Origin of the sequence: Micromonospora sp. NPDC005254 (genome assembly GCF_042872525.1) — a bacterium.
Lineage (GTDB): Bacteria > Actinomycetota > Actinomycetes > Mycobacteriales > Micromonosporaceae > Micromonospora.
Genome location: NZ_JBIAKM010000009.1, coordinates 164,922 through 185,777 on the forward strand (window position 1 = coordinate 164,922; position 20,856 = coordinate 185,777).

Genomic DNA, 20,856 nt, shown 5'->3' on the forward strand with positions numbered 1-20,856 from the left:
TCTTCTCTCCTACTCCTCCTGACTCGGCCCCCGCCCCCCCCCCCCCCCCCCCACCCACACACCCCCCCCCCCCCCCCCCCCCCCCCCCCCCCCCCCCCCCCCCCCCCCCCCACGCCGTGATGGACCGCGTCCAGACCCGACAGAGGACAGTGACCATGGACGACACCATCCTCGAGATGCGTGGTATCACGAAGACCTTCCCGGGGGTGACCGCGCTGGAGGACGTCAGCCTCGCGGTGCGTCGGGGGGAGATCCACGCCATCTGCGGTGAGAACGGCGCCGGCAAGTCCACCCTGATGAAGGTGCTGTCCGGCGTCCACCCCTCCGGCTCGTACGACGGGGAGATCCTCTTCGACGGCAAGCCGATGCAGTTCCGGGGCATCCGGGACAGCGAGGCCAACGGCATCGTCATCATCCACCAGGAACTCGCCCTGGTGCCCTACCTGTCGATCGCCGAGAATCTCTTCCTCGGCAACGAGCGGCGAGGCCGTGGCGGGCTCATCGACTGGAACCGGGCCAACGCCGAGGCGGCCGAGCTGCTGGCGTCGGTCGGGCTGCACGAGAACCCGGTCACCCCGGTCATCCAGCTCGGCGTCGGCAAACAGCAGCTGGTGGAGATCGCCAAGGCGCTGTCGAAAAAGGTGCGCCTGCTCATCCTGGACGAGCCGACCGCCGCCCTCAACGACGTCGACTCGGCTCACCTGCTCGGCCTGCTGCGACAGCTCAAGGAGCAGGGCATCACCTGCATCATGATCTCGCACAAGCTCAACGAGATCACCGCGATCGCCGACTCGACCACGGTCATCCGCGACGGCCGCACGGTGGAGACCCTGGACATGGGCGCCGCCGACGTGAGTCAGCAGCGCATCATCCGGGGCATGGTCGGGCGCGACATCGAGAGCTTCTACCCCGATCGCGTCTCGTCGCCGGGGGACGAGGTGCTGCGGATCGAGGACTGGTCGGTGCGGCATCCGACCCAGGAGCGGATGGTCGTCGAGGGCGTCAGCGTGTCGGTGCGCGCCGGCGAGGTCGTCGGCATCGCGGGGCTGATGGGCGCCGGCCGGACGGAGCTGGCGATGAGCGTCTTCGGCCGCTCCTACGGCCGCGACATCCACGGCAAGCTCTTCGTGCGCGGGCGGGAGGTCAACGCCCGTACCGTCGCAGAGGCCATCGACAACGGCATCGCCTACGTCACCGAGGACCGCAAGCGCTACGGCCTCAACCTCATCGACGACGTCCGGCGCAACGTCTCGGCCGCAGCCCTGGACCGGCTGGCCCACCTGGGCTGGGTGAACGGCAACGAGGAGATCAAGGTTGCCGAGGCCAGCCGCAAGGAGATGAACATCCGGACGCCCAGCGTCATGGCGGTGGTCGGCAAGCTCTCCGGGGGCAACCAGCAGAAGGTCGTGCTGTCGAAGTGGCTGTTCACCGACCCGGATGTGCTGATCCTGGACGAGCCCACCCGGGGCATCGACGTCGGCGCCAAGTACGAGATCTACACGATCATCAACCGGCTGGTGGCCGCAGGTAAGGCGGTGATCGTGATCTCGTCGGAGTTGCCCGAGCTGCTCGGCATGTGCGATCGCATCTACACCCTCGCCGCAGGCCGGATCACCGGCGAGAAGCCGGTCGGCGAGGCGACCCAGGAGAGCCTCATGGAGCTGATGACCAAGGACAAGGAGCTCGTCGGATGACCAGCATCAAAACCCCTTCGACGGAGCGCCCGACGCCCCCGGACAGCACACCCGCCGCCGCCCTGCACAGTGGGACGAGCGACCTGCGGGCGCTGGTGTTGAACAACCTTCGGCAGAGCGGGATCTACGTCGCCCTGGTCGTCATCGTCGCGCTCTTCGCGCTCCTGACCGACGGGGTGCTGCTGAGTCCCGGCAACATCACCAACATCGTCCTGCAGTACTCGTACATCCTGGTGCTCGCGATCGGGATGGTCATTCTCATCATCGGCGGGCACATCGACCTGTCGGTGGGTTCGGTGGTCGCGCTGACCGGCGCGGTCTCCGCCGTCCTGGTGATCCAGCAGGGCCACCCCTGGTGGGTGGGCATCGTGGCGGCACTGGCCGTCGGTGTCGCGGTCGGCGCCTGGCACGGGTTCTGGGTGGCGTACGCCGGCATCCCGGCCTTCATCGTGACCCTGGCCGGCATGCTGCTCTTCCGGGGCCTCACGCTGCAGGTGCTCGACAACATCTCCCTGTCGCCCTTCCCGGCCGAATACCAGAAGGTCGCGGCGGGCTTCCTCAACGGGCTGCTCGGCGGTCAGGGCTTCGACGCGTTCACGCTGCTCATCGGCGCTCTCGCCGTGGCCGGGTACGCGGTGAGCGGCTTCCGCACCCGCCTGGCGCGCATCCGCTACCAGCAGCCGGTCGAGTCGTTCCCGCTGTTTGTCGCCCGGGTCGTCCTGGTGGGCGCGGTCCTCATGTACTTCGCCTGGCAGTTGGCGCACGCCCGAGGGCTGCCGATCGTGCTGATCATCCTGGCCGTGCTGGTGCTCGTCTACGGCCTGCTCACCCGGCGTACGGTCTTCGGCCGCCAGGTCTACGCAATCGGCGGCAACCTCTCGGCGGCGGCGCTGTCGGGCGTGAAGGTCCGCACCGTCAACTTCTGGATGTTCGTCAACATGGGCTTCCTCGCGGCGGTGGCGGGCGTCATCTACTCGTCGCGGTCCAACGGGGCGCAGCCCGCAGCCGGCAACATGTTCGAGCTGGACGCGATCGCCGCGGCGTTCATCGGCGGCGCGGCGGTGACCGGTGGCGTGGGCACCGTGGTCGGCGCGATGGTCGGTGGTCTGATCATGGCGGTGATGAGCAACGGCATGCAGCTGATGGGCATCGACCAGTCGACGCAGTCGGTGGTGAAGGGGCTCGTCCTGCTCGTCGCCGTCGCGTTCGACGTCTACAACAAGCGCCGCGCCGGTACGGCCCGCTGACACGACGACACTGCACACGTGTGCCCCTACCCGTCCCACGGGCAGGGGCACACGTCGTTAGGCGCCGCGGGGCGTTTGGCGCCGCGGGGCGTTTGGCGCCGCGGGGCGTTTGGCGCCGCGGGGCGTTTGGCGGCGCGGGCGTTCGGTGGCGCGGGCGTTCGGTGGCGCGGGCGTTCGGCTAACCGGTCACGTCGACTCCGCGCTGCGGCGCCCACAGAAGCCCGCGCCGCGTCGCCGCCGACGGAGGCTCGCGCCGATGCCGGAAGCGCCTTGCCGGAGTCGGCCCCACCTTCCTCAAGCGCTGTAGAGCTGCCCCAGATATGGGGCGGCAACCCCGCGGCACGCAACAGGGCTCGCGGCCACGCCGGTGACGACCGCCGTGCCTGCAATGGCCGCCCTGGTGACGACGGCCGAACCGGTGGCAACGGCCGTGCTGGTGACGACGGCCGTGCCGGGTGACGACGGCCCTGCTGGTGGCGATGGCCGTGCTGGGTGACGATGGTCGTTCGGTGGCAACGCCGCGCCGGTTGGCAACGGCCGCGCCGGTTGGCAACGGCCGCGCCGGTTGGCAACGGCCGTCCTGGTGGCGATGGTCGTGCTGGCGACGACGGCGGCGCGGTCACGCCGCCCTTTCGCGGTCCATGGACGGCCCGCCGTAGAGACGGACGGCGTCGTCGGGCTGTCGATGCCGCAGATCTTGGACAGTTTCCGTTTTCTCGTAACGGAAACTGTCCAAGATCTGCATCGGCGAGGTGTCGTGATGGGTGTGCGGTCCTTCGTCTGCGGCCTGGCGTGCGGTTGGCGAGGGGCCGGGTGCGTGCCGCTGGCGAGGGTCAGGGGTCTGTGCTGCTGGCGATTGCACATGGTCCGCGAACTCGACCGGCATGACGACTTCCGCGCCGGGCGGGTGGGTGGCCCATATCTGGGGCAGCTCTACAGGGAACCGCACGGGACACTGGGCCGCCGGCCGTAGCGCCGTGCCGCCTGCCGCGCTTGCCGCAGCGTCGTGCCGCAGCGCCGCCTGCCGCAGCGTCGTGCCGCAGTGCCGCCGTGCCGCCTGCCGCAGCGTCGTGCCGCCGTGCCGCCGTGCCGCCGTGCCGCCGTGCCGCCTGCCGCAGTGCCGAGTCGCCGCGCCCACTGCTGCGGGGTGCCGCGGGTATCGCGTGGGGGCGGTGCGGGTGTTGCAGGTGCCGCGGGTGCTGCGGTGTCGCGCGCCGCTGCGAGGGGTGATCCCGCCGCCCCGGTAGCGGGGGCGGCGGGATCAGGCGGTCAGTGGCAGGCGCCGGTGCCGCTGTCGTTGTAGGTCTGCCCGGCGACCGGCACGAACTGCCAGTCGTAGCTGGCGGAGTGCAGGGTGAACTTCAGGACCCCGAACGCCGAGCTGTTGCGGGCCTCGCTGTTGGGCTGGATGGTGCCGAAGCCGTAGTGGTCGGCGCCGCCCATTCCGGCGACGAAGCTGCGCATCCCCCGGCTGGCGTCGTAGCCGCCGGCGGGGTTCATCGGGCCGAACCGCTCGTACACGTGGTTGTGGCCCCAGACCACGACGTCGGCGTTGTAGTCGTAGAGCGCCTGGTACAGCGGGCGGGTCGAGGTCGACGGCGCGTGGTTGGAGCTGGACGTGAACAGCGGGTGGTGCCAGTACGCCAGCGTGCACGGCTTGCTGCTGGCCGCCAGGTCAGCGCGCAGCCACTGCTCCTGCGTCGACCCGGCCGACATGCTGATGTTCGAGTTCAGCGACACGATGTGCCAGTTGCCGAGGTCGTAGGAGTAGTACCCGCGACCGCTCGGGCCGGCGGTCGTGCCGAAGTAGTTGTAGTAACCGGTCGCGCCGGACGTGTTGTAGTCGTGGTTGCCCGGTGACGGGCGGGTGCGCGCCTTGTGCCGGCCCCAGGTGGGTTCGTAGTAGCTGGCGAACTGGGATGCGGTGCCGCTGTCGTAGACGTTGTCGCCGGTCGTGAAGACGGTGCCGGAGATGTTGTCGAGCAGCGCCGCCGTGGCGGTGTCACCGGAGCCGGAGGTGGCGATGTCACCGGCCCCGACGAGGACCGGATCGCCCGACGGCGGTGTCGTGGTGCCGGTCGTGACCACCAACTGCGGGGCGTCGCCTCCACTCTCCCGCGTGTCGTAGTAGGCGCCGTCGCCGCTGGTCGAGGTCGCGCCGAAGCTGAAGGTCCCGTTGCCGGTGACCGCTGAGGTGACGTCGACCTCGTACCAGGTGTTGCCGGCGACCGAGCCGAGCGACCCGAGGGTGGCCCCGTCGATCGTCGGCTGGTTGCTCCAGGTCGTGCCGGTCTCCGACCAGGTGGTGTTGGACATCGTCCGGAACGTGCCACCGGCGTCGCTGCCGCTGTTGCCGCTGATCGTGCGCAGCCGCAGCTTGGCGCTGGTCACCGTGCCGCTGACACCGCTCACCGTGAAGCGCAGGAACATCCGCCGTGCGGGTGAGTTGTCGACCACGATCTGCGTGGACGTGCCGTAGTTGGTGGACGCCGTGTCGCTCTGGACGTAGGTGTCGGCGACCGGCGTGAACGTCACGCTCGCCGCGGAGGCCGCGCCCGAGCCGGTCAGGACGACGGCGGCGGTGGCGGCGACGAGCACCGCGACCGTCCCGATCGTGACCGGTGGGCGGGCGATTCGAATGTCCATCCAGGACCCCTTCGTTGCGGGTGGAAAGCGCAAGGAATGTAGGAAGGTCGATGAACCGGCGGACTGCCGCCAGGTGAACAGTACGCTCAAGCAACGAAACATCTCGATGTTTCTCCGGTGTTCACCCACCGCATGTTTGTCCGCCCCTCGCGGTCCCTTGTGACGCCCCCGACCCGATCGTCACGATGGCTGACCGTCGCCCACCGATCAGAGGAGATGCGCGTGTACCTGTCGTCCGTCTCCCGGCCGGTCACCGACCCGCCCGACGCCGGTCCACGACGCCGACGGCTCGCGCTGGTCAGCGGCAACGTGGTCGCGCTCGGCACGGTCAGCCTGATCACCGACATCTCGGCCGAGATGGTGGCCGCCGTCCTGCCGCTCTACCTGGTGCTGGGCCTGCAACTCAGCCCGGTGGCCTTCGGCGTGCTCGACGGGGTCCACACGGGCGCCACCGCGCTGCTGCGGGTCGTCGGCGGCTTCCTCGCCGACCGGTTCCGGCGGCGCAAGCTGGTCGCCGGCGTCGGCTACGCGCTCTCTGCCGTCGCCAAGCTCGGCCTGCTGCTCGCCGGCCGGTCGGTGCCCGCGATCGGCGCCGTCATCGCCGTCGACCGGCTCGGCAAGGGTGTGCGCAGCGCGCCCCGCGACGCGCTCATCACGCTCTCCACCCCGCCCGAGGCCCTGGGCCGGGCGTTCGGGGTGCATCGGGCGATGGACAGCGTCGGCGCGTTCCTCGGGCCGCTCGTCGCGTTCGCCGTCCTGCTGGTCGTCGGGCAGTCGTACGACGCGGTCTTCGTCACCAGCTTCTGCGTCGCCGTCCTGGCCGTCGTCGTGCTCGTGCTGTTCGTCCGGGAGCGACCGACCGGCGAGCCGGCCGACGGGCCGGACGAGCCCCGGGTCTCCGTCCGCGAGGCGTTCGGCCTGTTGCGCAGCCGGCCCGCCCGTCGGCTGCTGCTGGCCGCGACGATGCTCGGGCTGGCCACCATCGGCGACGGCTTCGTCTACCTGGTGCTCCAGCGCCGGGAAGACCTTGGCCTGCGGTGGTTCCCGCTGCTGGCATTGGGCACCAGCCTGGCCTACCTGGTGCTCGCCGCACCCCTCGGCGTGCTCGCCGACCGGATCGGGCGGTTGCCGGTGGTGGTGGGCGGCTACGTGGCCCTCGGCGCGACCTACCTGCTGCTGTCCGGGCCGGCGCACGGCTGGCCGGCGCTCGCGTTGACGCTGGCGCTGTACGGCGCGTTCTACGCGGCCACCGACGGCGTGCTCATCGCGCTCGCCGGGCCGGTGCTGCCACCACGGCTACGGACCACCGGGATCGCGCTGGTCCAGACCGGGCAGGCGCTGGCGTACCTCGTCTCCTCGGTCCTGTTCGGGCTGGCCTGGCAGGCGTGGGGGCCGCAGACGGCGGTCCGGGTGGCGGCCGTGGCCGTCGTCGGCGTCCTGGTCGTCACCGTGCTCCTGCTGGCCTCCCCGCTCCGCCCCAGTCTCCGGGAGGTGTCCCCATGAGCGCGATGTCGACCCGGGCGAAGCTCGGCGTGGTGGCCGCCAGCGCGGTGCTGTTGGCCAGCGTGGCGGCCGGCTACGCCGCCATCGCCGCCGAGCCGGCCCGGACCCCGCCGCCGACCGCCGCCGGGGACCAGGCGGTCACACTGGCGCCGGGCCCGCGCCTGCTGGCCATCACCGACCGGTACGTCTCCAGCGTCGCGACCGCCGATCCCGCCGGGCCGCGTACCGTCTCGGGTCTGGAATGCCTGCGGGTGTACGCGGCCGCCGGCACCGGTGTCTGCCTGCGGCCGGAGACGGCGTGGTCGTACCAGGTCGTGGTGCTCGACGCGGCGCTGCGCCAGAAGCGGACGCTCAGCGTGCCCGGCCTGCCCAACCGGGCCCGGGTCTCGGCCTCCGGCCGGATGGTCTCCTGGACGACGTTCGTCGGGGGCGACTCCTACACGGCGAGCGGCTTCTCCACCCGCACCGGCATCCTCGACACCGTCACCGGCGCCACCGTGACGTCGCTGGAGGAGTTCGCCGTCACGCGGGACGGTCGCGGCTACCGCAGCCCCGACATCAACTACTGGGGTGTCACCTTCACCGCCGACGACAACCACTTCTACGCGACCATGGCCACCGGCGGCAGGCGGTACCTCGTGCGCGGCGACGTGGCCGCCCGGACCGTCGAGACGATGCGGACGAACGTGGAGTGCCCGTCGCTGTCGCCCGACGGCACCCGGATCGCCTTCAAGGAGGCGATCGACGCTGACCCGACGAAGGGTTGGCGGCTGTCGGTCCTCGACCTGGCATCCGGGCGGGTCACCGCGACGGCGGAGACCACCAGCGTCGACGACCAGGCGGCCTGGCTCGACGACGCCACGCTGGCCTACACACTGCGCCAGAGCGACGGTCGGCCCGACGTCTTCAGCGTCGCGGCCGACGGGTCCGGTACGCCGAAACTGCTGATCCCCGGCGCCGAGTCGCCGTCGCCGCTGACCTGACGGCCCAGCCGCCAACCTCGGCGGCCAGGACACCTGACCGCCTTGCCGCGGTCGACGTCCCGTCACGTCGGCTTCCGCGCCGCAGCCTTCGCCGTTCATCGACGGCCTCGAAGGTATGGACCATGACAACGCTGAGCCGTCGCATATTCGTCCTCAGTGGACTCGCTGCCGCCGGCGCCGCGGTGACACCCTGGCAGGGTGCCCGCGCCGCGGTCCCGTACTCCTTCAAACTCGGTGTGGCGTCCGGTGATCCGGCGTCCGACAGCGTGGTCCTGTGGACCCGGCTGGCGCCCTCGCCGCTCAACGCCGACGGGCAGGGCGGCATGGCCAACGCCGACGTGACGGTCGAGTGGCAGGTGTCCACGACGGACCGCTTCTCGTCGCTTGTCGCGTCCGGCTCGGTGGTCGCCCGCTACGCCGACGCCCACTCGGTGCACGTCGTCGCGGGCGGCCTCGCCGCCGACTCCGACTACCACTACCGGTTCCGGGCCCAGGGGCAGATCTCCCCGGTGGGACGTACGCGGACCGCGCCGGCCCCGGGCACCTTCGGCCGCGACCTGGTCATGGCCTTCGCGTCCTGCGCCCACTACGAGGCCGGCTACTACACCGCGTACCGGCGGATGGCCGAGGAGAACCCCGGGCTGATCCTGCACCTCGGCGACTACATCTACGAGGGTGGCGTCAACACCTCCGCCGTGCGCCAGCACGTCGGCGCGGAGATCGTGTCGCTGGCCGACTACCGCCGCCGGTACGCCCTCTACGCTAGATCTACCTGCGCCTGTTCCGCGACGGCACACCCGGCTACGAGCTGAAGCTCTCCACCGGTGGCACCAGCGGGGCCGCCTGGCGGCACATCAGCCCGGACGTCGGGCTCGACGACCGGGGCAACACCGTGGTCGTCTGGGCCGCCGACGGAGACGGCAACGGCGTCTACAACATCCAGTACCGGGTGGTGTCAGCGGCCGGCGCGATCCTCGGCTCGGGGCAGGCCAACGCCAGCGACGCCGGGCAGCAGATCTGGCCGAAGGTGGCGGTCGACCCCGACGGCGCGCCCACCACCGCCGGCGTCGGCTTCACCGTCGTCTGGGAGGACGTGCAGGCGACCGCTCCGGCCACCGTCAAGGCCGCTGGCTTCACCGCCGCCACCGCCAAGGCGTACGAGGTGACGGCCTCGCAGACGACCGGCTCGCACCACCGCCCCGACGTGGCGGTGTCCGCCTCCGGCGAGGCGCTGGTGGTCTGGGACGAGGACGCCGACGCCAACGGCTCGTACAACATCGGGTTGACCCGGCTGGCCCGGTCGAACGGCGCGGTGGTGCTGTCCCGGCGCACGGCCAACGCGCAGAGCGGCGGGCAGCAGCAGCGGGCGTCGGTCGCGGCGACGTTCGCCGGTGACTTCACCGTCGGCTGGGAGTCGGACCACACCGGCACCCGGGGCGTCTGGGCGCGCTCGTTCACCGCTGCCGGCGCCGCCCGCCACGGTGAGGTCCAGGTGTCCACCGGGACCGGGGCCGTCGCGCCCGGGGTCGGCATCGACGACGAGGACAACGTCGTGGTGGGCTGGACGGTGTCCGGCGCCAACCCGGACGTCTGGGCGCGCGGCCTCAACCCGGACGGCAGCACCACCGGTCGGCTGGCGGCCCAGGCCCTGAGCCAGACCACGACGGGTCGGCAGGAACACCTGGCGATCGCCGCGTCCCCGTGGGGCGAGGTGAGCCTCTGCTACACCGACGACAACGACGGTAACGGCTTCGACCAGGTGCTCCTCGGTCTCGGGGCGACGAACTCCACCTGGCTGATGACCGCCGACGAGCTGCGCCAGCGCAAGGCGCGGGCCGCTGCCACGGTGAACTGAGTCGGCCGGGTCCATTCAGAGGGCGTGGTCGGGCTCGCCGCCGGCGCTGGCCGCCCCGTCGTCACCGCCGAGGGACGACGGGGCGGCCACGGCGCGCAGGGTGATCGCTCGGTCGCTGTGGTCGACCTCGAACAACGTGCCGGCCGGGAAGGCCGCCGACGTCTCGGGCGGCAACTGGATCGTGCCGTCACCGGCCACCACGGCGAAGTCCCGGCCGTTACGCCCCTCGGCGCCGACCCGGCCGTCGCGGATGGTGACCGCTCGGCCGAGCCGGGCACCCACCTCGCCGTCGTGGGTCACCACGACCACTGTGGTGCCCCGCTGCGCGTTGACAGTGGCCAGCGCCGCGAGCACGTCGTCGCGACCGGCCTGGTCGAGCTGACTTGTGGGCTCGTCGACCAGGAGCAGGCCGGGCCCGGCGGCGAGCCCCTGCGCCAGAGCGGCCCGCTGGCGCTGCCCCGGGGTCAGGTCGCTCACCCGCCGCGCGCCGGCGCCGCCGAGACCGACCAGTTCCAGGATCGCCTCCGGTGGGTCGAGCCGGCGTCCGGCCAGGCGTGCCGCAGGTCGCTGCGCCAACCAGATGTTGTCCGACAGCGACAGGTACGGCAGCAGGTTGCGTTCGGCGCCCTGGAGCACCGTGCCGACCGTGGCCCCGCGCAGGGCGGCCAGGCCCTTGGCCGAGAGCCGGGACAGCTCGTGGTCGCCCACGTAGACCCGCCCGGCGGAGGGTTGCATGAGCCCACCGAGAATCGCCACCAGCGTGGACTTGCCGGAGCCGGACGGACCCACCAGCGCCAGCATCTCGCCGGCCGCGATGTTCAGGTCCACGCCGGAGAGGGCGACGACGTCACCGGTGGCGATGGGGTAGATGTGGATCAGCCGGTGGCAGGTGACGGCCACACCCCCGGCCGGCTCTGCGGGGGTTTCCGGCGCGTCCTGCCGCGCGGCGGTCATCGACCACTCCGGAGGCGCACCGCGGCGGCGACGGTCCGACCGAGCACGACCGCCGTGAGGGCGAACACGATGACGGCTGGCACCGCGAACAACAGCAGCCGGCCGACGTCCGGCCAGTCGGGTATCGGGACCGGTGAGCGGCCGTCACTGAACAGACGCTGCCCGCCCCGGGTGAGGAGCCAGATCACCAGGGTGACGAGTGCACCCGACCCCACCGCGAACACGACCGGACACCCGTAACCGCCACGCACGGCACGTGGTGGCAGCCCCTGCCGACGGAGCGCCACCAGCATGGCCACCCGGGCGCGTTGGTCGGCGGAGGCCGTCGCCACCATGCCGGCCGCCCCGATCAGCACGCCGGCCAGCGCGGCGAACACGTTGAAACGCAGGGCCAACGCCGCTCCCTGCCGATCGAAATTCTCCCGTACCTGGGTGATCGTCCGGTCGCTCCGCACGACCAGACCCTGTGCGCGAAGCCGGTCGAGGATGTCCGCGGGAGCCGACCGCGCCAGCCAGACCTCCTCGCTGCCGTTCTGGCTGGCGACGGCGAGTCGGTCCGCGTACTCCAGGTCGACGATGAGCCCGGATCCACCGAGCCGCGGCAGGCGGTCGACCAAACCTCGAACAGAACCGTTGGTCGGTGTCCCGTCGACACCGTCGTACGGGTGAGAGCCGCCGACCGCCGTTCCCTTCGATCGGGTCAGGTAGACGGGCAGCGGGAACGGCGCATCGACGACACCGACGCCGGCCGGCTTCGACCGCCGGTTCTCCGCGATCTCGATGGCCAGCGCCGCCTTCGGCCCGCTCGCGGCGCCGAGGAACGTGTCAACCGGATCGAGCAGCCGCCACCGTCGCGGATCGGCGAGCTGCGCGCCGGTCAGCACGACCGTCTCGCCCTGGCCGTCGGCGTCGGCGGCACGCAATTCCTCGAACTGGACCTTGAGCTGCCCGGACACCACGGGAGCTTCGATTTCGATCTTGACCAGCCGACATTCCTGCGCGCACTCGGGCACCTGGAGGACGTAATCCCTCCGGCCGGGCTTGATGTCGTCGCAGGGGAGGACCACCCGGGTGCCGTTCCTCCCGGAGATCGTGATCGCGAGGCGGACCCGATTTCCGGCGAAGACCTCGGCGTCGAAGTCGGCGGAGAGCGCCATGATGAGCTGGCTACCCCGCAACCGCACGGGTGTCCCCGGCGCGGCTGGGTGGATGTCTCGGGCGATGTCCGCCAGGGACGCGCCGTAGGACGGATGCGGCGCGGCCACCGTCACCAGTCGGTCGGAGTCCACGGCCAACAGCGGTGTGCCGGCTGCGCCGGGCGAACCCGACACCACCGCGGCCATCGCGAATCTGCCCTCGGGATCAACCGCCCGCACGGCGGTCAGCAGGTGTGAACGCGACGTCGCGTCGACCTCGACGACGCGCGGCGCGCCGACCTCGACGACCGCCCGATCGCGGTAGGCGGCCGAAGCGACCTCACTCGTCGCGACGGTGAAAGCGAGCATGGCGACGACCACGGTCAGCAGGGCGATCAGGGGCCGGAACCGTGGTTGCCGGGCCACCTGCACCAGGGCGAGGCCGACCGCTGTCCGGCCGCGCGCGAGCAGCGCCGCACCCACCGCGGCACCGGCGATCATCGCGATCCGCGCCAGCAGCACACCTCCGGCGAGCGCTCCGGCGACCGGCGCCACCAGCGCCAGGCCACTGGGCGATCCGCCGGAGCGCAACTGCACCACGGCGGCCACGGCGATGGACACCGCGACGACGTCGCCGATGGTCGCCCGCCACCCTCGTACCCGTGCCGGCACCCGGCGCAGCAGGTCGACGACCGGCGCGGACATCATCCGAGCCTGGGCCAGCAGCACCGCGGCGAACGCGCCGACGGCGCCGATGGTGGCGAATCCGATCGTGGTCGCGTCCACCGCGACGTCGACGTGGGTCGGGAGGGTGTGCGCGGCGAGCAGTGTGGCAGCGCCCAGACCGGCCAGACAGCCGAGGGGAATCGCGACCAGGACGGGCACGGCGTGCTCGCCGATCGCCAGCGCCCACAGGCGTCGGCGCTGCACGCCACGGAGCAGGAGCAGGCCCTGCTCCGGGCGCCGCTGGTCCGCCGCCGAACCGACCGCGACGAAGAGGACCAGCCAGCAGAGCAGAACGAGCAGCCCCGCGCCCAGCGCCACGCCGTCGGCCAGTTGCCCGCGTTGCAGCGTGACGCGATCCAACAGGCCGGGCAGGCTGGTGCCGGCCCCGTAACCCGCACGGCCCCCGTCGCGCTTCAGCACCGCGAGCGTCGCCTGCAGGTCCGGTATCGATCGGCTGTCCAACAACTGCTCGGTGGCGTAGAGATCAGCCGTCGACCGGAACAGGATCGCCTGATCGTCGACGAGGGGTGCGGACTCGGCGCTGAAGATGGCGTCCTCGGCGCTGCCCGGGATCGACCCGCTGGCCGAGTCCGCTGCGGGTGGCCGAATGATCTCCTCGCCAAGCCAGAACGGATCCTTGACGTCCAGCGGTTGGTAGACGCCGGCCACGCGCACCGGCACCGCGCCGAACGTGAACTGATCCCCGACGACGACACCGAGCCGCGCCGCGGTGTGCGTGCTGACCATGACCTCTGGGAGCTGACCCCTCGAGGTGGCCCGGGGGCAGGCGCCGGTCACGGTGACCCGTTCGCAGACCCCCGCCCGATAGGTGAGGTTCGAGGTCACCGTGCCGGCACGGCCGGCGGCGACACCGCCACTCTGGGCGCCCAGGACGACGTCGAAACCGGCCGGCGTCAACTCCCGGACCTTGCCCGCGAACAGCGTCCTGTTGGGATCGCCGGGCATCCCCGGATATTCGACGGGCTCGGCGAGTCGCACCCGGAGCTCGTTCGGCTGCGCGGTGGACAGTTCGTAGCGCCACAGGGCCTGGCCGGCTGCGGCGACGTAACTCGGTGCGGCCGCGGCGGCGGCACTGGCGAGCAACGCGAGCAGGAGCACGGCCGTGGCCTGCGCCCGGCGGGCCGCGAGCGCTGCCCAGATGATGGTCAGCATTGACGGTGATGGTATCGGCGAAGCCCTACGCTCACCGTCCCCTGCGAGTGGACTGAGACCTGCCGGTTACGGGAGGTTCCTCAATTCCGGACGATCTCCGCCCGGCCCTCGACGAGGTGAAGCTCCGCTTCGCAGGCGGCGGCCACCTCCGGGTCGTGGGTGGCGAACACGACGGCCGCACCCCGGCATGCCTCGTCGTGCAGCAGATCCAGAATCCGCTGCCGATTGCCCGCGTCCAGTTCGCTGGTCACCTCGTCGGCAAGCAGCACGCCGCCGCGCAGCGCCAGACCGCGAGCGATGGCCGTACGTTGCTGCTGGCCGCCGGACAGCTCCTCGACCATCTGGTCAGCCTGGCCGGAGAGGCCCAGCCGATCCAACATCGCGGCGGTCTGCTGGCGGGCCTCCGGCGCTGCCACGCCGCTGGCGACCAGTGCGACCTGCAGGTTCTCGGTCGCGGTCAGGATCGGGGCCAGACCGTTGTCCTGCGGGACGAGGACGATCCGGTGCTCGACCCCGTGATCACGGTCGCGTAGCGCCTGCCCGTCCACTGTCACGGTGCCCTCCCGCGGGTGCAGCAGCCCGGCCATCGCGTTGAGCAGGGTGGTCTTGCCGGCACCCGACGAACCGGTCAACGCCAGCATCCGACCCGGACGGACCGTCACCGACACGTCCCGGAGGACGGGGGGCATGTCGCCGTAGCCGACCGACACCCTGTGCAGAGTCAACATCCGCGCTCGCCCCTCCCGGTACCGACGTTCCGCACAGTGCCACGGCCGTCCAGATGGCGCAATCCTGGAGGAGACACGCTCAGGTGGTCGCCGGTGTGCCGAAGAGCAGGTCGAGGTGGGCGTCCAGGGCGGCGAGGGCCTGCTCGGCGGTGTACTGCCCACCGAGCAGGTGGACGCCCAGCCCCTCCATCAGCGCCAGCAGTCCCGTCGCGGCGGCGTCGCCACGGCCGGCGGGCAGGACGCTGGCGATGAACGCGGTGAGCTGGGCGGTGTCCTCGCGCAGGCTGGGCGCGGCCGACGGCCGCACCGCCGTGTACGCGAGGAACGCGAGTGCCACCCGACCGTCGTCGCGGGTGTGCTCGTCGAGCGGCAGGAGTGCGGCGATCATCGTGCGCAGCAGCAGCCGGGGGGAGGGATTCTCGCCCAGGCCCGCCACCGCCTCGGTGACCCGGATCTGACTGCGTTCGCGGACCACGCTCAACGCGAAGGCCATCATCTCGTCCTTGGTGCGGAAGTAGTGCTGGACCATCCCGGCGGACACGCCCGCCTCGGTGGCCACGTGGCGCAGGCTGACCGCCTCCAGGCCGTGGTCCGCGGCGACCCGCATCAACGCGTCCGCGATGAGGGTGCGTCGCTGCTGGTGATCGACCTTCTTGGGCATGACCTCGATCGTTTCACAGTGGGTGGCCGGGAGCCGCCGTCGTGCGGCGGTCAGCCTCCGGCGCGGGCGTGCCCCGGGCGCTGCGCAGCAGACCGTCGGGGTCGTCGGCGTACAGCCGCAGCTCGTCCATCGGCGCGGACCGGCCCGTGGGCAGGTCGAAGGTCGTCGGCCGGCGCAGCAGGACGTCGATGCTCGTCTGACTGCCGACCGAGAGGTGCAGGACGCGCCGGTCACCCTCCTGCTCGACCTGGACGGCCCTGCTGGAGGGCAGTGAGCGGTGGCGTTTGCGCAGCGCCGCGACGTCTGCCCAGGGGATCCAGATGTCGATGCCCGAATTGACCCGCACCCGCAGGCCGGTGTCACCCACGACGTGTGGATGAATGGTCATGCTGGCGTAGAGACCGACCATCCAGAGCACGCCCCAGATGCCCAGGCCGAGCACGATCCAGCGGGCCGGCCGCCACGGCACCACGTGGGTGACGATCAGGTCGAAGATCGGGATCTCGACGACCGACAGGGCGATGAAGATGCCGAGGATCGGCTTGACCACGCCGAGGTAGCCGAACGCTTCGCCGCCGGGCCCCAACGGCAGTGGACGACGCCGCGCCCACACGTAGAGGCTGCGCCACATCGCGGCCTCGGCCACGGCCGCCCGACGCAACAGCGGTTCCACTCTCGCTCTGGTCGGCGTCCTCGTGTCGGTCATCTCGTCGTCCTCGGGGTTCAGGTGGTGGTCAGTGGACGGTCACGACGCCGGCGCCGCCGTCGACGGTGACGAGCCGCCCCGTGGAGATCGTCCGGGTGGCGTCCGGCACGCAGATGACGGCGGGAATGCCGTACTCCCGGGCCACCGTGGGGCCGTGCGCCATGATCGCGCCGGTCTCGGTGACCAGCGCCGCGGCGGTGAGGAACAGCGGGGTCCAACCGGGATCCGTGGTCGCGGCGACCAGAACGTCGCCGGGCTCGACGTGGGCGGTGGCCGGGTCGCGGACGACCCGGGCCGGGCCGGTGACCCGACCTGCGGACGCCCCCACGCCGACGAGCGTCCCGTCCAGGGCGGACGCCGCAGGCAGGACGGTCTCGACGTCGGTGCCGTCGGACAGCAACGCCACCGGCACCGACCGGCGACGCAGCTCCCGGCGGTGCACGGCCCGCCGGGACGCGACGGCGCCGCGGTGATCAACATCCTGGTGTACGGCGGCGCGCACCTCGTCGAGGGTCAGGAACATGATGTCGTCCGGCTGTTCCAGCAGCCCGGCGTCGGTCAGGTCCGCCCCGATCAGCAGCAGTTGTCGGCGTCTCTCCCGCAGCGGGTACAACCCGGCGAACTTGCCGGCCTCGCGCAGGCCGGCCAACGAACGGGCCCGGCGCAGCAGGAACCCGGCGACCCGGCCGCGCACCGGGCGCCGCCGACGGGTCCGCGTGACCAGCTCTCCCAGCGCCGTCTCCGCCGCCGCCGCGGCGCGGTGGAAGCGCTGGTCGGGGCCCTGCCCCGGATCGGTGACACGCAGGTAGTTGGCGAGCGCGGCGAAGACCGGTGTGGGGTCTTCGGCCCAGCGCGGCACGCCGACGTCGACCTCGGCGACACCGCGGTGGCCGTACGCGTTCAGGAAGTCGGCCATGCCGATGTCGGGCAGCGTTGCGGCCAGGTGGCGGGCGGCCAGCTCGTCCGGTGGGGTGTCGAGCAGGAGTCGTCGGTGCTCACCCACGCCCTGAGCGAGTCGCCACAGCGCCAGGTCCATCTCGATGGTGACGTTGTGCGGCATCCCGCCGAGCACGGCGTGGATCTCGTCCGGGTCGGCGACACCCTTGAGCAGCGTGGCCGGCATCGCGGCGGCGAGCATCCCGGCGACGATCGGCCACATGATGGCGTCGCTGTCGTCCCTGTCGTCGCGCGCTTCGAGCAAGCGCAGCCGGTCGGCCGCGGTCCGCAGGTCGTCGGTGGCGACCGACCGGACTCTGAGCTGCTCGATCGCCTCGAACATCCGGATCCGTGCGGCGTCCGGGCGCGCCAGCGCGCGTACGATCCCCACCACCGCGCGGCCGGCCGTCCGCAGCGACGCCGCGCCCTGTCCCGCACCGCGTCCGGTGCCGCCGCTGGTCGGGGCGAATCGCGGATCCGCCAGGACGTGCTGCATCACCGCCTGTGCCCGGGGGCCGAAGTCGACAGCCATGAGCTTGACCAGCCGTCGGCGGGACGACCGGCTCCTGGCCAGGTCGGTCAGGTCGCCGTAGAGGCGGCCGCCGATGTCGACGATCTCCACCCGGACGCCGAGCGCCGCGAGCATGGCGGTGATCTGCGCCCGCAGGGTCGCCATGCCCATCGGGGTGACCGGTTGCAGCATGCCCTGGACGTGGCCGAACTCCAGAAAGACGCGGGGGAGGGGCTTGCCGGTGGCCGGTGGCAGGGGGAACAGGCTGGTGATCGGGCGCGACTGCAGCAACCACAGCACGTCGTCCGCGTCGATCGCCCACTCCACGTCCTGCGGGCAGCCGAAGTGGTCCTGCAACCGTTCACCCGTGGCCCGCAGTCGCTCCAGGTGCGCGGCGGTCAGGCACCCCGTGTCGTCCCGCGCGACGCCGTCGAGGACGTAGTGGTCGACGGCCGTCGCGCCGTCCACGACTGTGGTGCCGAGACCCGGCGCGGCGTCGACCGCCATCTCGTCGCGGCAGCCGGTCAGCGGGTTGGCGGTGAAGAGCACCCCCGCCGCCGTGGGCGTGACCATGCGCTGCACGATGACCGCCATCCGCACCTCGCGGTGCTCGATGTGGCGGGCCTCGCGGTAGGCGGTCGCCCGGTCGCTGTGCAGCGATTCCCAGCACCGGCCGATCGCGGCGATCAACTCGGCGCCGCCCGTGACGTTGAGGACGGTGTCCTGCTGTCCCGCGAAGCTGGCGTCCGGCAGGTCCTCGGCGGTGGCGCTGGAGCGCACCGCCACCGGGCCGGCCCCGAGTCGCCCGTACGCGGCGATGATCTCCGCCGCCGGGACGACGCCGCGCCGATGGGCCTCGGTGGTGACGCAGAAACCCTCGGGGACGCGTTCGCCGCGCCGGATCAACTCGCCCAGCCCGGCTGCCTTGCCACCGACCAGGTCGACCATCTCGGCGGTCACCTCGGACAACGCGATAACGGACATGACGCCCTCCAGTTGCAATGCGACTGCATCGCAACCACCGTAGCCTCTTTACGATGCAACTGCAATGTCACCTGGGTATGAGCGCGACCCGCGATCGCGGCGTTGCCGGCGTCTGCCATGCTCGGGCCGGTGACGACCGGCCGCCCCACCCGAGCCCGCAGCCACCGCCGCATCCGCCGCCGGCTGATCCCCGTCCTTCTCGCGCTCGTCGTGGCGGCGGCCGTGCTGGGCGTCGCCGTGGTGGTCGTGCCGTTGCTGCGGCCGGCCGGTCCCCGTCCGCTCTTTCAGATGCCGGTCGCCTGCGGTGAGACGTGGCAGCTCAGCACCTACCCCGGTCACGACGACTTCGACGTCGACCTGTTCCCCATCGAGGGCGAGGCATGGGGGCGTCCGGTGCTCGCGTCCTACGGCGGCACGGTCACCGTGGCGGGCATCAACGGTTCGCTGGGTGGGCGTACGCCGGAGAATCCGGAAGGCCCGCGCGGTCGCGGCGGCGGCTACTGGGTGAAGATCGATCACGGTGGCAAGTGGGAGACGCAGTACCTGCACCTGCTCGAACCGCCGCTGGTCGAGGTCGGTCAGAAGGTCGCCCAGGGTGAGCAGATCGGGCGGCTCGGCAGCACCGGCGACTCCGGCGCTCCGCACCTGCACTACGAGCAGCGACGCGGCTGGGACAAGGTCGAGACCCATTTTGGCGGTGCGCCGTCGGGCATCACCACCGACGAACGCGAACAGATACTTCGGCGGGTGAGCGAGAACTGCCCGGCCGTCTCCTGAGGACCACGGGTTTGTCCACCACGGCTCGGGGCACTGGACTGGTGACAGTTCGGACGCAGGGAAGGAGCCGGCGATGGTCAAGGGTGACGTCGACACGTACCAGGAAGACGGGCAGTGGAAGAACCGTCCGGAGGGCAACGATCGGGCCAGCAGCACGCACGACTCCAAGGCCGACGCGCAGGCGCAGGGGCGCGAGATGGCAGCCGACCGGGGCGTCGAGCACGTGATCAAGAAGCAGGACGGCACGATCGGGGAGAAGAACACGTACCCGCGCAGCCGCGACCCACGGGACATCGCGGGCTGACCGCCGCACCGCCTGCGGACCGACCTCTTCGGCGTGACCGAGGAGGTCGGTCCGCTGTTAGGCGCGTCGTCGTGAATCGCCCATGGGATGCGGGTCAGGCCGGCACCACGTACGGGAACGCGTCGGCGCGGGCGGCCTTCGTGACGTCGGGCGTGAGGCCCGAGGTGGTGCCGGTGTTGAGGACCAGGGAGAACATCACCTCGGGCGCGTTGTCGGCCATGGTGCGGCCGTTGCGGACCGCGAAGCCGTAGTTCGCGGCCGTACCGACGGTGTACGAGAGCACGTCCGGGTATAGCTGCCGGGCGACGCTCCAGCCGTACGCCTGCGGGTCCGGTGCGGTGCCGTTCGCCGCGACGACCCCGGCGACCGCGGTGGCGATCTCCTTTCCGTCCTCGGGCAGGTCCTGGCTGGGGTGCCGGAAGTTCGCCGGGTCTGAGAAGTCGGTGTCGTGCGGCCAGAAGATGGGCCACATCATGGGGTGGCCCGCGCGGTTGATCTGCCGCCACCCGCCCGCGTCGGTGGCCAGCAGGGTCCGACACCAGACGCCGATCTCGGTGCCCTCGCGCAGCAGCGGCTCGTCGTGGGAGACCTCCAGGACGATCGACTCGACTGTGGTGCCGGCGAAGCTGTTCTTGGCCTGGTCGACCCGCCACGCCGAGCGGTCCACCCGCGCGCCGTTCTTGACCGCCCCGTTGATCGTGGCGAGCTCGTCGAGGTCGACGTAGAACGGGTCGGTGATCCGGCCCGCCCAGATCCGTACGCGCTGCCCGGTCGTCACCTCGCCGGTCCTGCCCTGGGCGATGGGGGTTCCCATGGCGGCGTCATCGCGGGCGTCCGCGCCGGTGAGTTCGTACAGCTCCAGGGTCTGCGTGGCGTTGCCGTCCGGCTCGCCGAACGCGAATCGGTAGGCCAGCTCCTCCAGGTCCGAGCCGTTGAAGTGAATCTTGAACTCGTAGCGGGCCTCGGCGTGGAAGCCGCGCTTGATGTCGGCCTTGGTCACCGAGCTGTTGACGTCCATGACGAACACGGTGGTGCGGTCGCCGTTGAAGACGTACAGGTCGTCGATGTAGAGCTGACCGCCCTGGGCGGCGAGGGGGGTGTCAAGGTGGTGCGACATGGGCTCACTCCCGTAACGGCTATATCTGGATTAAACCGAACATAGCGGTCGGGTTTGTGGTCGCCCGGTCCATCGACCGAATCAGGCTGACCCGGTGGGCGGAGATGTCGCACGCGGCGGTGGGGGGGGGGGGGGGGGGGGGGGGGGGGCCCCCCCCCCGCCGCCCCCCCCCCCCCCCCCGGCCCCCGGGGGGGGGGGGGGGGGCCGGCGGGCCG

16 protein-coding genes are annotated in these 20,856 nt (G+C 71.7%); 8 read left to right on the forward strand and 8 right to left on the reverse strand.

Annotation, left to right across the window (positions count from 1 at the left end; translation table 11 throughout):
- Positions 1-155 precede the first annotated feature (155 nt).
- A complete protein-coding gene (gene mmsA, locus ACFYPR_RS26085; RefSeq protein ID WP_355135949.1) occupies positions 156-1,694 on the forward strand; it encodes a multiple monosaccharide ABC transporter ATP-binding protein in 1,539 nt (512 codons plus the stop codon).
- A complete protein-coding gene (mmsB, locus tag ACFYPR_RS26090; RefSeq protein WP_354855015.1) occupies positions 1,691-2,941 on the forward strand; it encodes a multiple monosaccharide ABC transporter permease in 1,251 nt (416 codons plus the stop codon). The genes mmsA and mmsB overlap by 4 nt, the downstream gene beginning before the upstream one ends.
- A 1,269-nt stretch (positions 2,942-4,210) precedes the next feature.
- On the opposite strand, the gene ACFYPR_RS26095 is transcribed toward mmsB, so the two are convergent.
- Entirely contained in the window at positions 4,211-5,587 is a 1,377-nt protein-coding gene (locus ACFYPR_RS26095) for a DNRLRE domain-containing protein (protein WP_387262913.1), read from the reverse strand.
- Between the two features lie 222 nt (positions 5,588-5,809).
- Here ACFYPR_RS26095 and ACFYPR_RS26100 point away from each other — a divergent pair, with 222 nt between their 5' ends.
- The 4 genes from ACFYPR_RS26100 to ACFYPR_RS26115 all read left to right on the forward strand — a co-directional run bounded on the left by ACFYPR_RS26100 (position 5,810) and on the right by ACFYPR_RS26115 (position 9,928).
- The gene (locus tag ACFYPR_RS26100) at positions 5,810-7,090 is read left to right on the forward strand and encodes an MFS transporter (protein ID WP_387262915.1); all 1,281 of its coding nucleotides are present in this window, start codon (positions 5,810-5,812) and stop codon (positions 7,088-7,090) included.
- Positions 7,087-8,073: a hypothetical protein gene (locus tag ACFYPR_RS26105; protein WP_355135955.1), complete on the forward strand. Its 987-nt coding sequence runs from the start codon at positions 7,087-7,089 to the stop codon at positions 8,071-8,073. The genes ACFYPR_RS26100 and ACFYPR_RS26105 overlap by 4 nt, the downstream gene beginning before the upstream one ends.
- Positions 8,074-8,195: 122 nt before the next feature.
- Positions 8,196-8,885 (forward strand): alkaline phosphatase D family protein, encoded by a 690-nt coding sequence (locus ACFYPR_RS26110; protein WP_387262917.1) that lies wholly within the window; start codon positions 8,196-8,198, stop codon positions 8,883-8,885.
- An 80-nt stretch (positions 8,886-8,965) separates the two neighbouring features.
- Positions 8,966-9,928, forward strand: coding sequence for a hypothetical protein (locus ACFYPR_RS26115; protein ID WP_387262920.1), 963 nt, complete (start codon positions 8,966-8,968; stop codon positions 9,926-9,928).
- A 15-nt stretch (positions 9,929-9,943) separates the two neighbouring features.
- Here ACFYPR_RS26115 and ACFYPR_RS26120 read toward each other — a convergent pair whose 3' ends face one another.
- The 6 genes from ACFYPR_RS26120 to ACFYPR_RS26145 all read right to left on the reverse strand — a co-directional run bounded on the left by ACFYPR_RS26120 (position 9,944) and on the right by ACFYPR_RS26145 (position 18,443).
- The gene (locus ACFYPR_RS26120) at positions 9,944-10,882 is read right to left on the reverse strand and encodes an ABC transporter ATP-binding protein (protein ID WP_387262922.1); all 939 of its coding nucleotides are present in this window, start codon (positions 10,880-10,882) and stop codon (positions 9,944-9,946) included.
- Positions 10,879-13,917: an FtsX-like permease family protein gene (locus tag ACFYPR_RS26125; RefSeq protein WP_387262924.1), complete on the reverse strand. Its 3,039-nt coding sequence runs from the start codon at positions 13,915-13,917 to the stop codon at positions 10,879-10,881. The genes ACFYPR_RS26120 and ACFYPR_RS26125 overlap by 4 nt, the downstream gene beginning before the upstream one ends.
- An 80-nt stretch (positions 13,918-13,997) precedes the next feature.
- Positions 13,998-14,645: an ABC transporter ATP-binding protein gene (locus ACFYPR_RS26130; RefSeq protein ID WP_387262927.1), complete on the reverse strand. Its 648-nt coding sequence runs from the start codon at positions 14,643-14,645 to the stop codon at positions 13,998-14,000.
- Positions 14,646-14,724: 79 nt separating this feature from the next.
- On the reverse strand, positions 14,725-15,306 hold the full coding sequence (locus ACFYPR_RS26135; RefSeq protein ID WP_387262929.1) for a TetR/AcrR family transcriptional regulator: 582 nt from the start codon (positions 15,304-15,306) through the stop codon (positions 14,725-14,727).
- Between the two features lie 13 nt (positions 15,307-15,319).
- Positions 15,320-16,012, reverse strand: a complete 693-nt coding sequence (locus ACFYPR_RS26140; RefSeq protein ID WP_387262932.1) for a hypothetical protein — start codon at positions 16,010-16,012, stop codon at positions 15,320-15,322.
- A gap of 28 nt (positions 16,013-16,040) precedes the next feature.
- Complete coding sequence (locus ACFYPR_RS26145; RefSeq protein WP_387262935.1) at positions 16,041-18,443, reverse strand: PEP/pyruvate-binding domain-containing protein; 2,403 nt, start codon at positions 18,441-18,443, stop codon at positions 16,041-16,043.
- Positions 18,444-18,560: 117 nt separating this feature from the next.
- Here ACFYPR_RS26145 and ACFYPR_RS26150 point away from each other — a divergent pair, with 117 nt between their 5' ends.
- Both ACFYPR_RS26150 and ACFYPR_RS26155 read left to right on the forward strand, forming a co-directional pair.
- Positions 18,561-19,220 (forward strand): M23 family metallopeptidase, encoded by a 660-nt coding sequence (locus ACFYPR_RS26150; protein WP_387182322.1) that lies wholly within the window; start codon positions 18,561-18,563, stop codon positions 19,218-19,220.
- 73 nt (positions 19,221-19,293) lie between these two features.
- Positions 19,294-19,524: a DUF2188 domain-containing protein gene (locus tag ACFYPR_RS26155; protein ID WP_007457642.1), complete on the forward strand. Its 231-nt coding sequence runs from the start codon at positions 19,294-19,296 to the stop codon at positions 19,522-19,524.
- A 94-nt stretch (positions 19,525-19,618) separates the two neighbouring features.
- Here ACFYPR_RS26155 and ACFYPR_RS26160 read toward each other — a convergent pair whose 3' ends face one another.
- Positions 19,619-20,641 (reverse strand): DUF4331 family protein, encoded by a 1,023-nt coding sequence (locus ACFYPR_RS26160; protein ID WP_354855028.1) that lies wholly within the window; start codon positions 20,639-20,641, stop codon positions 19,619-19,621.
- Positions 20,642-20,856: the final 215 nt, after the last annotated feature.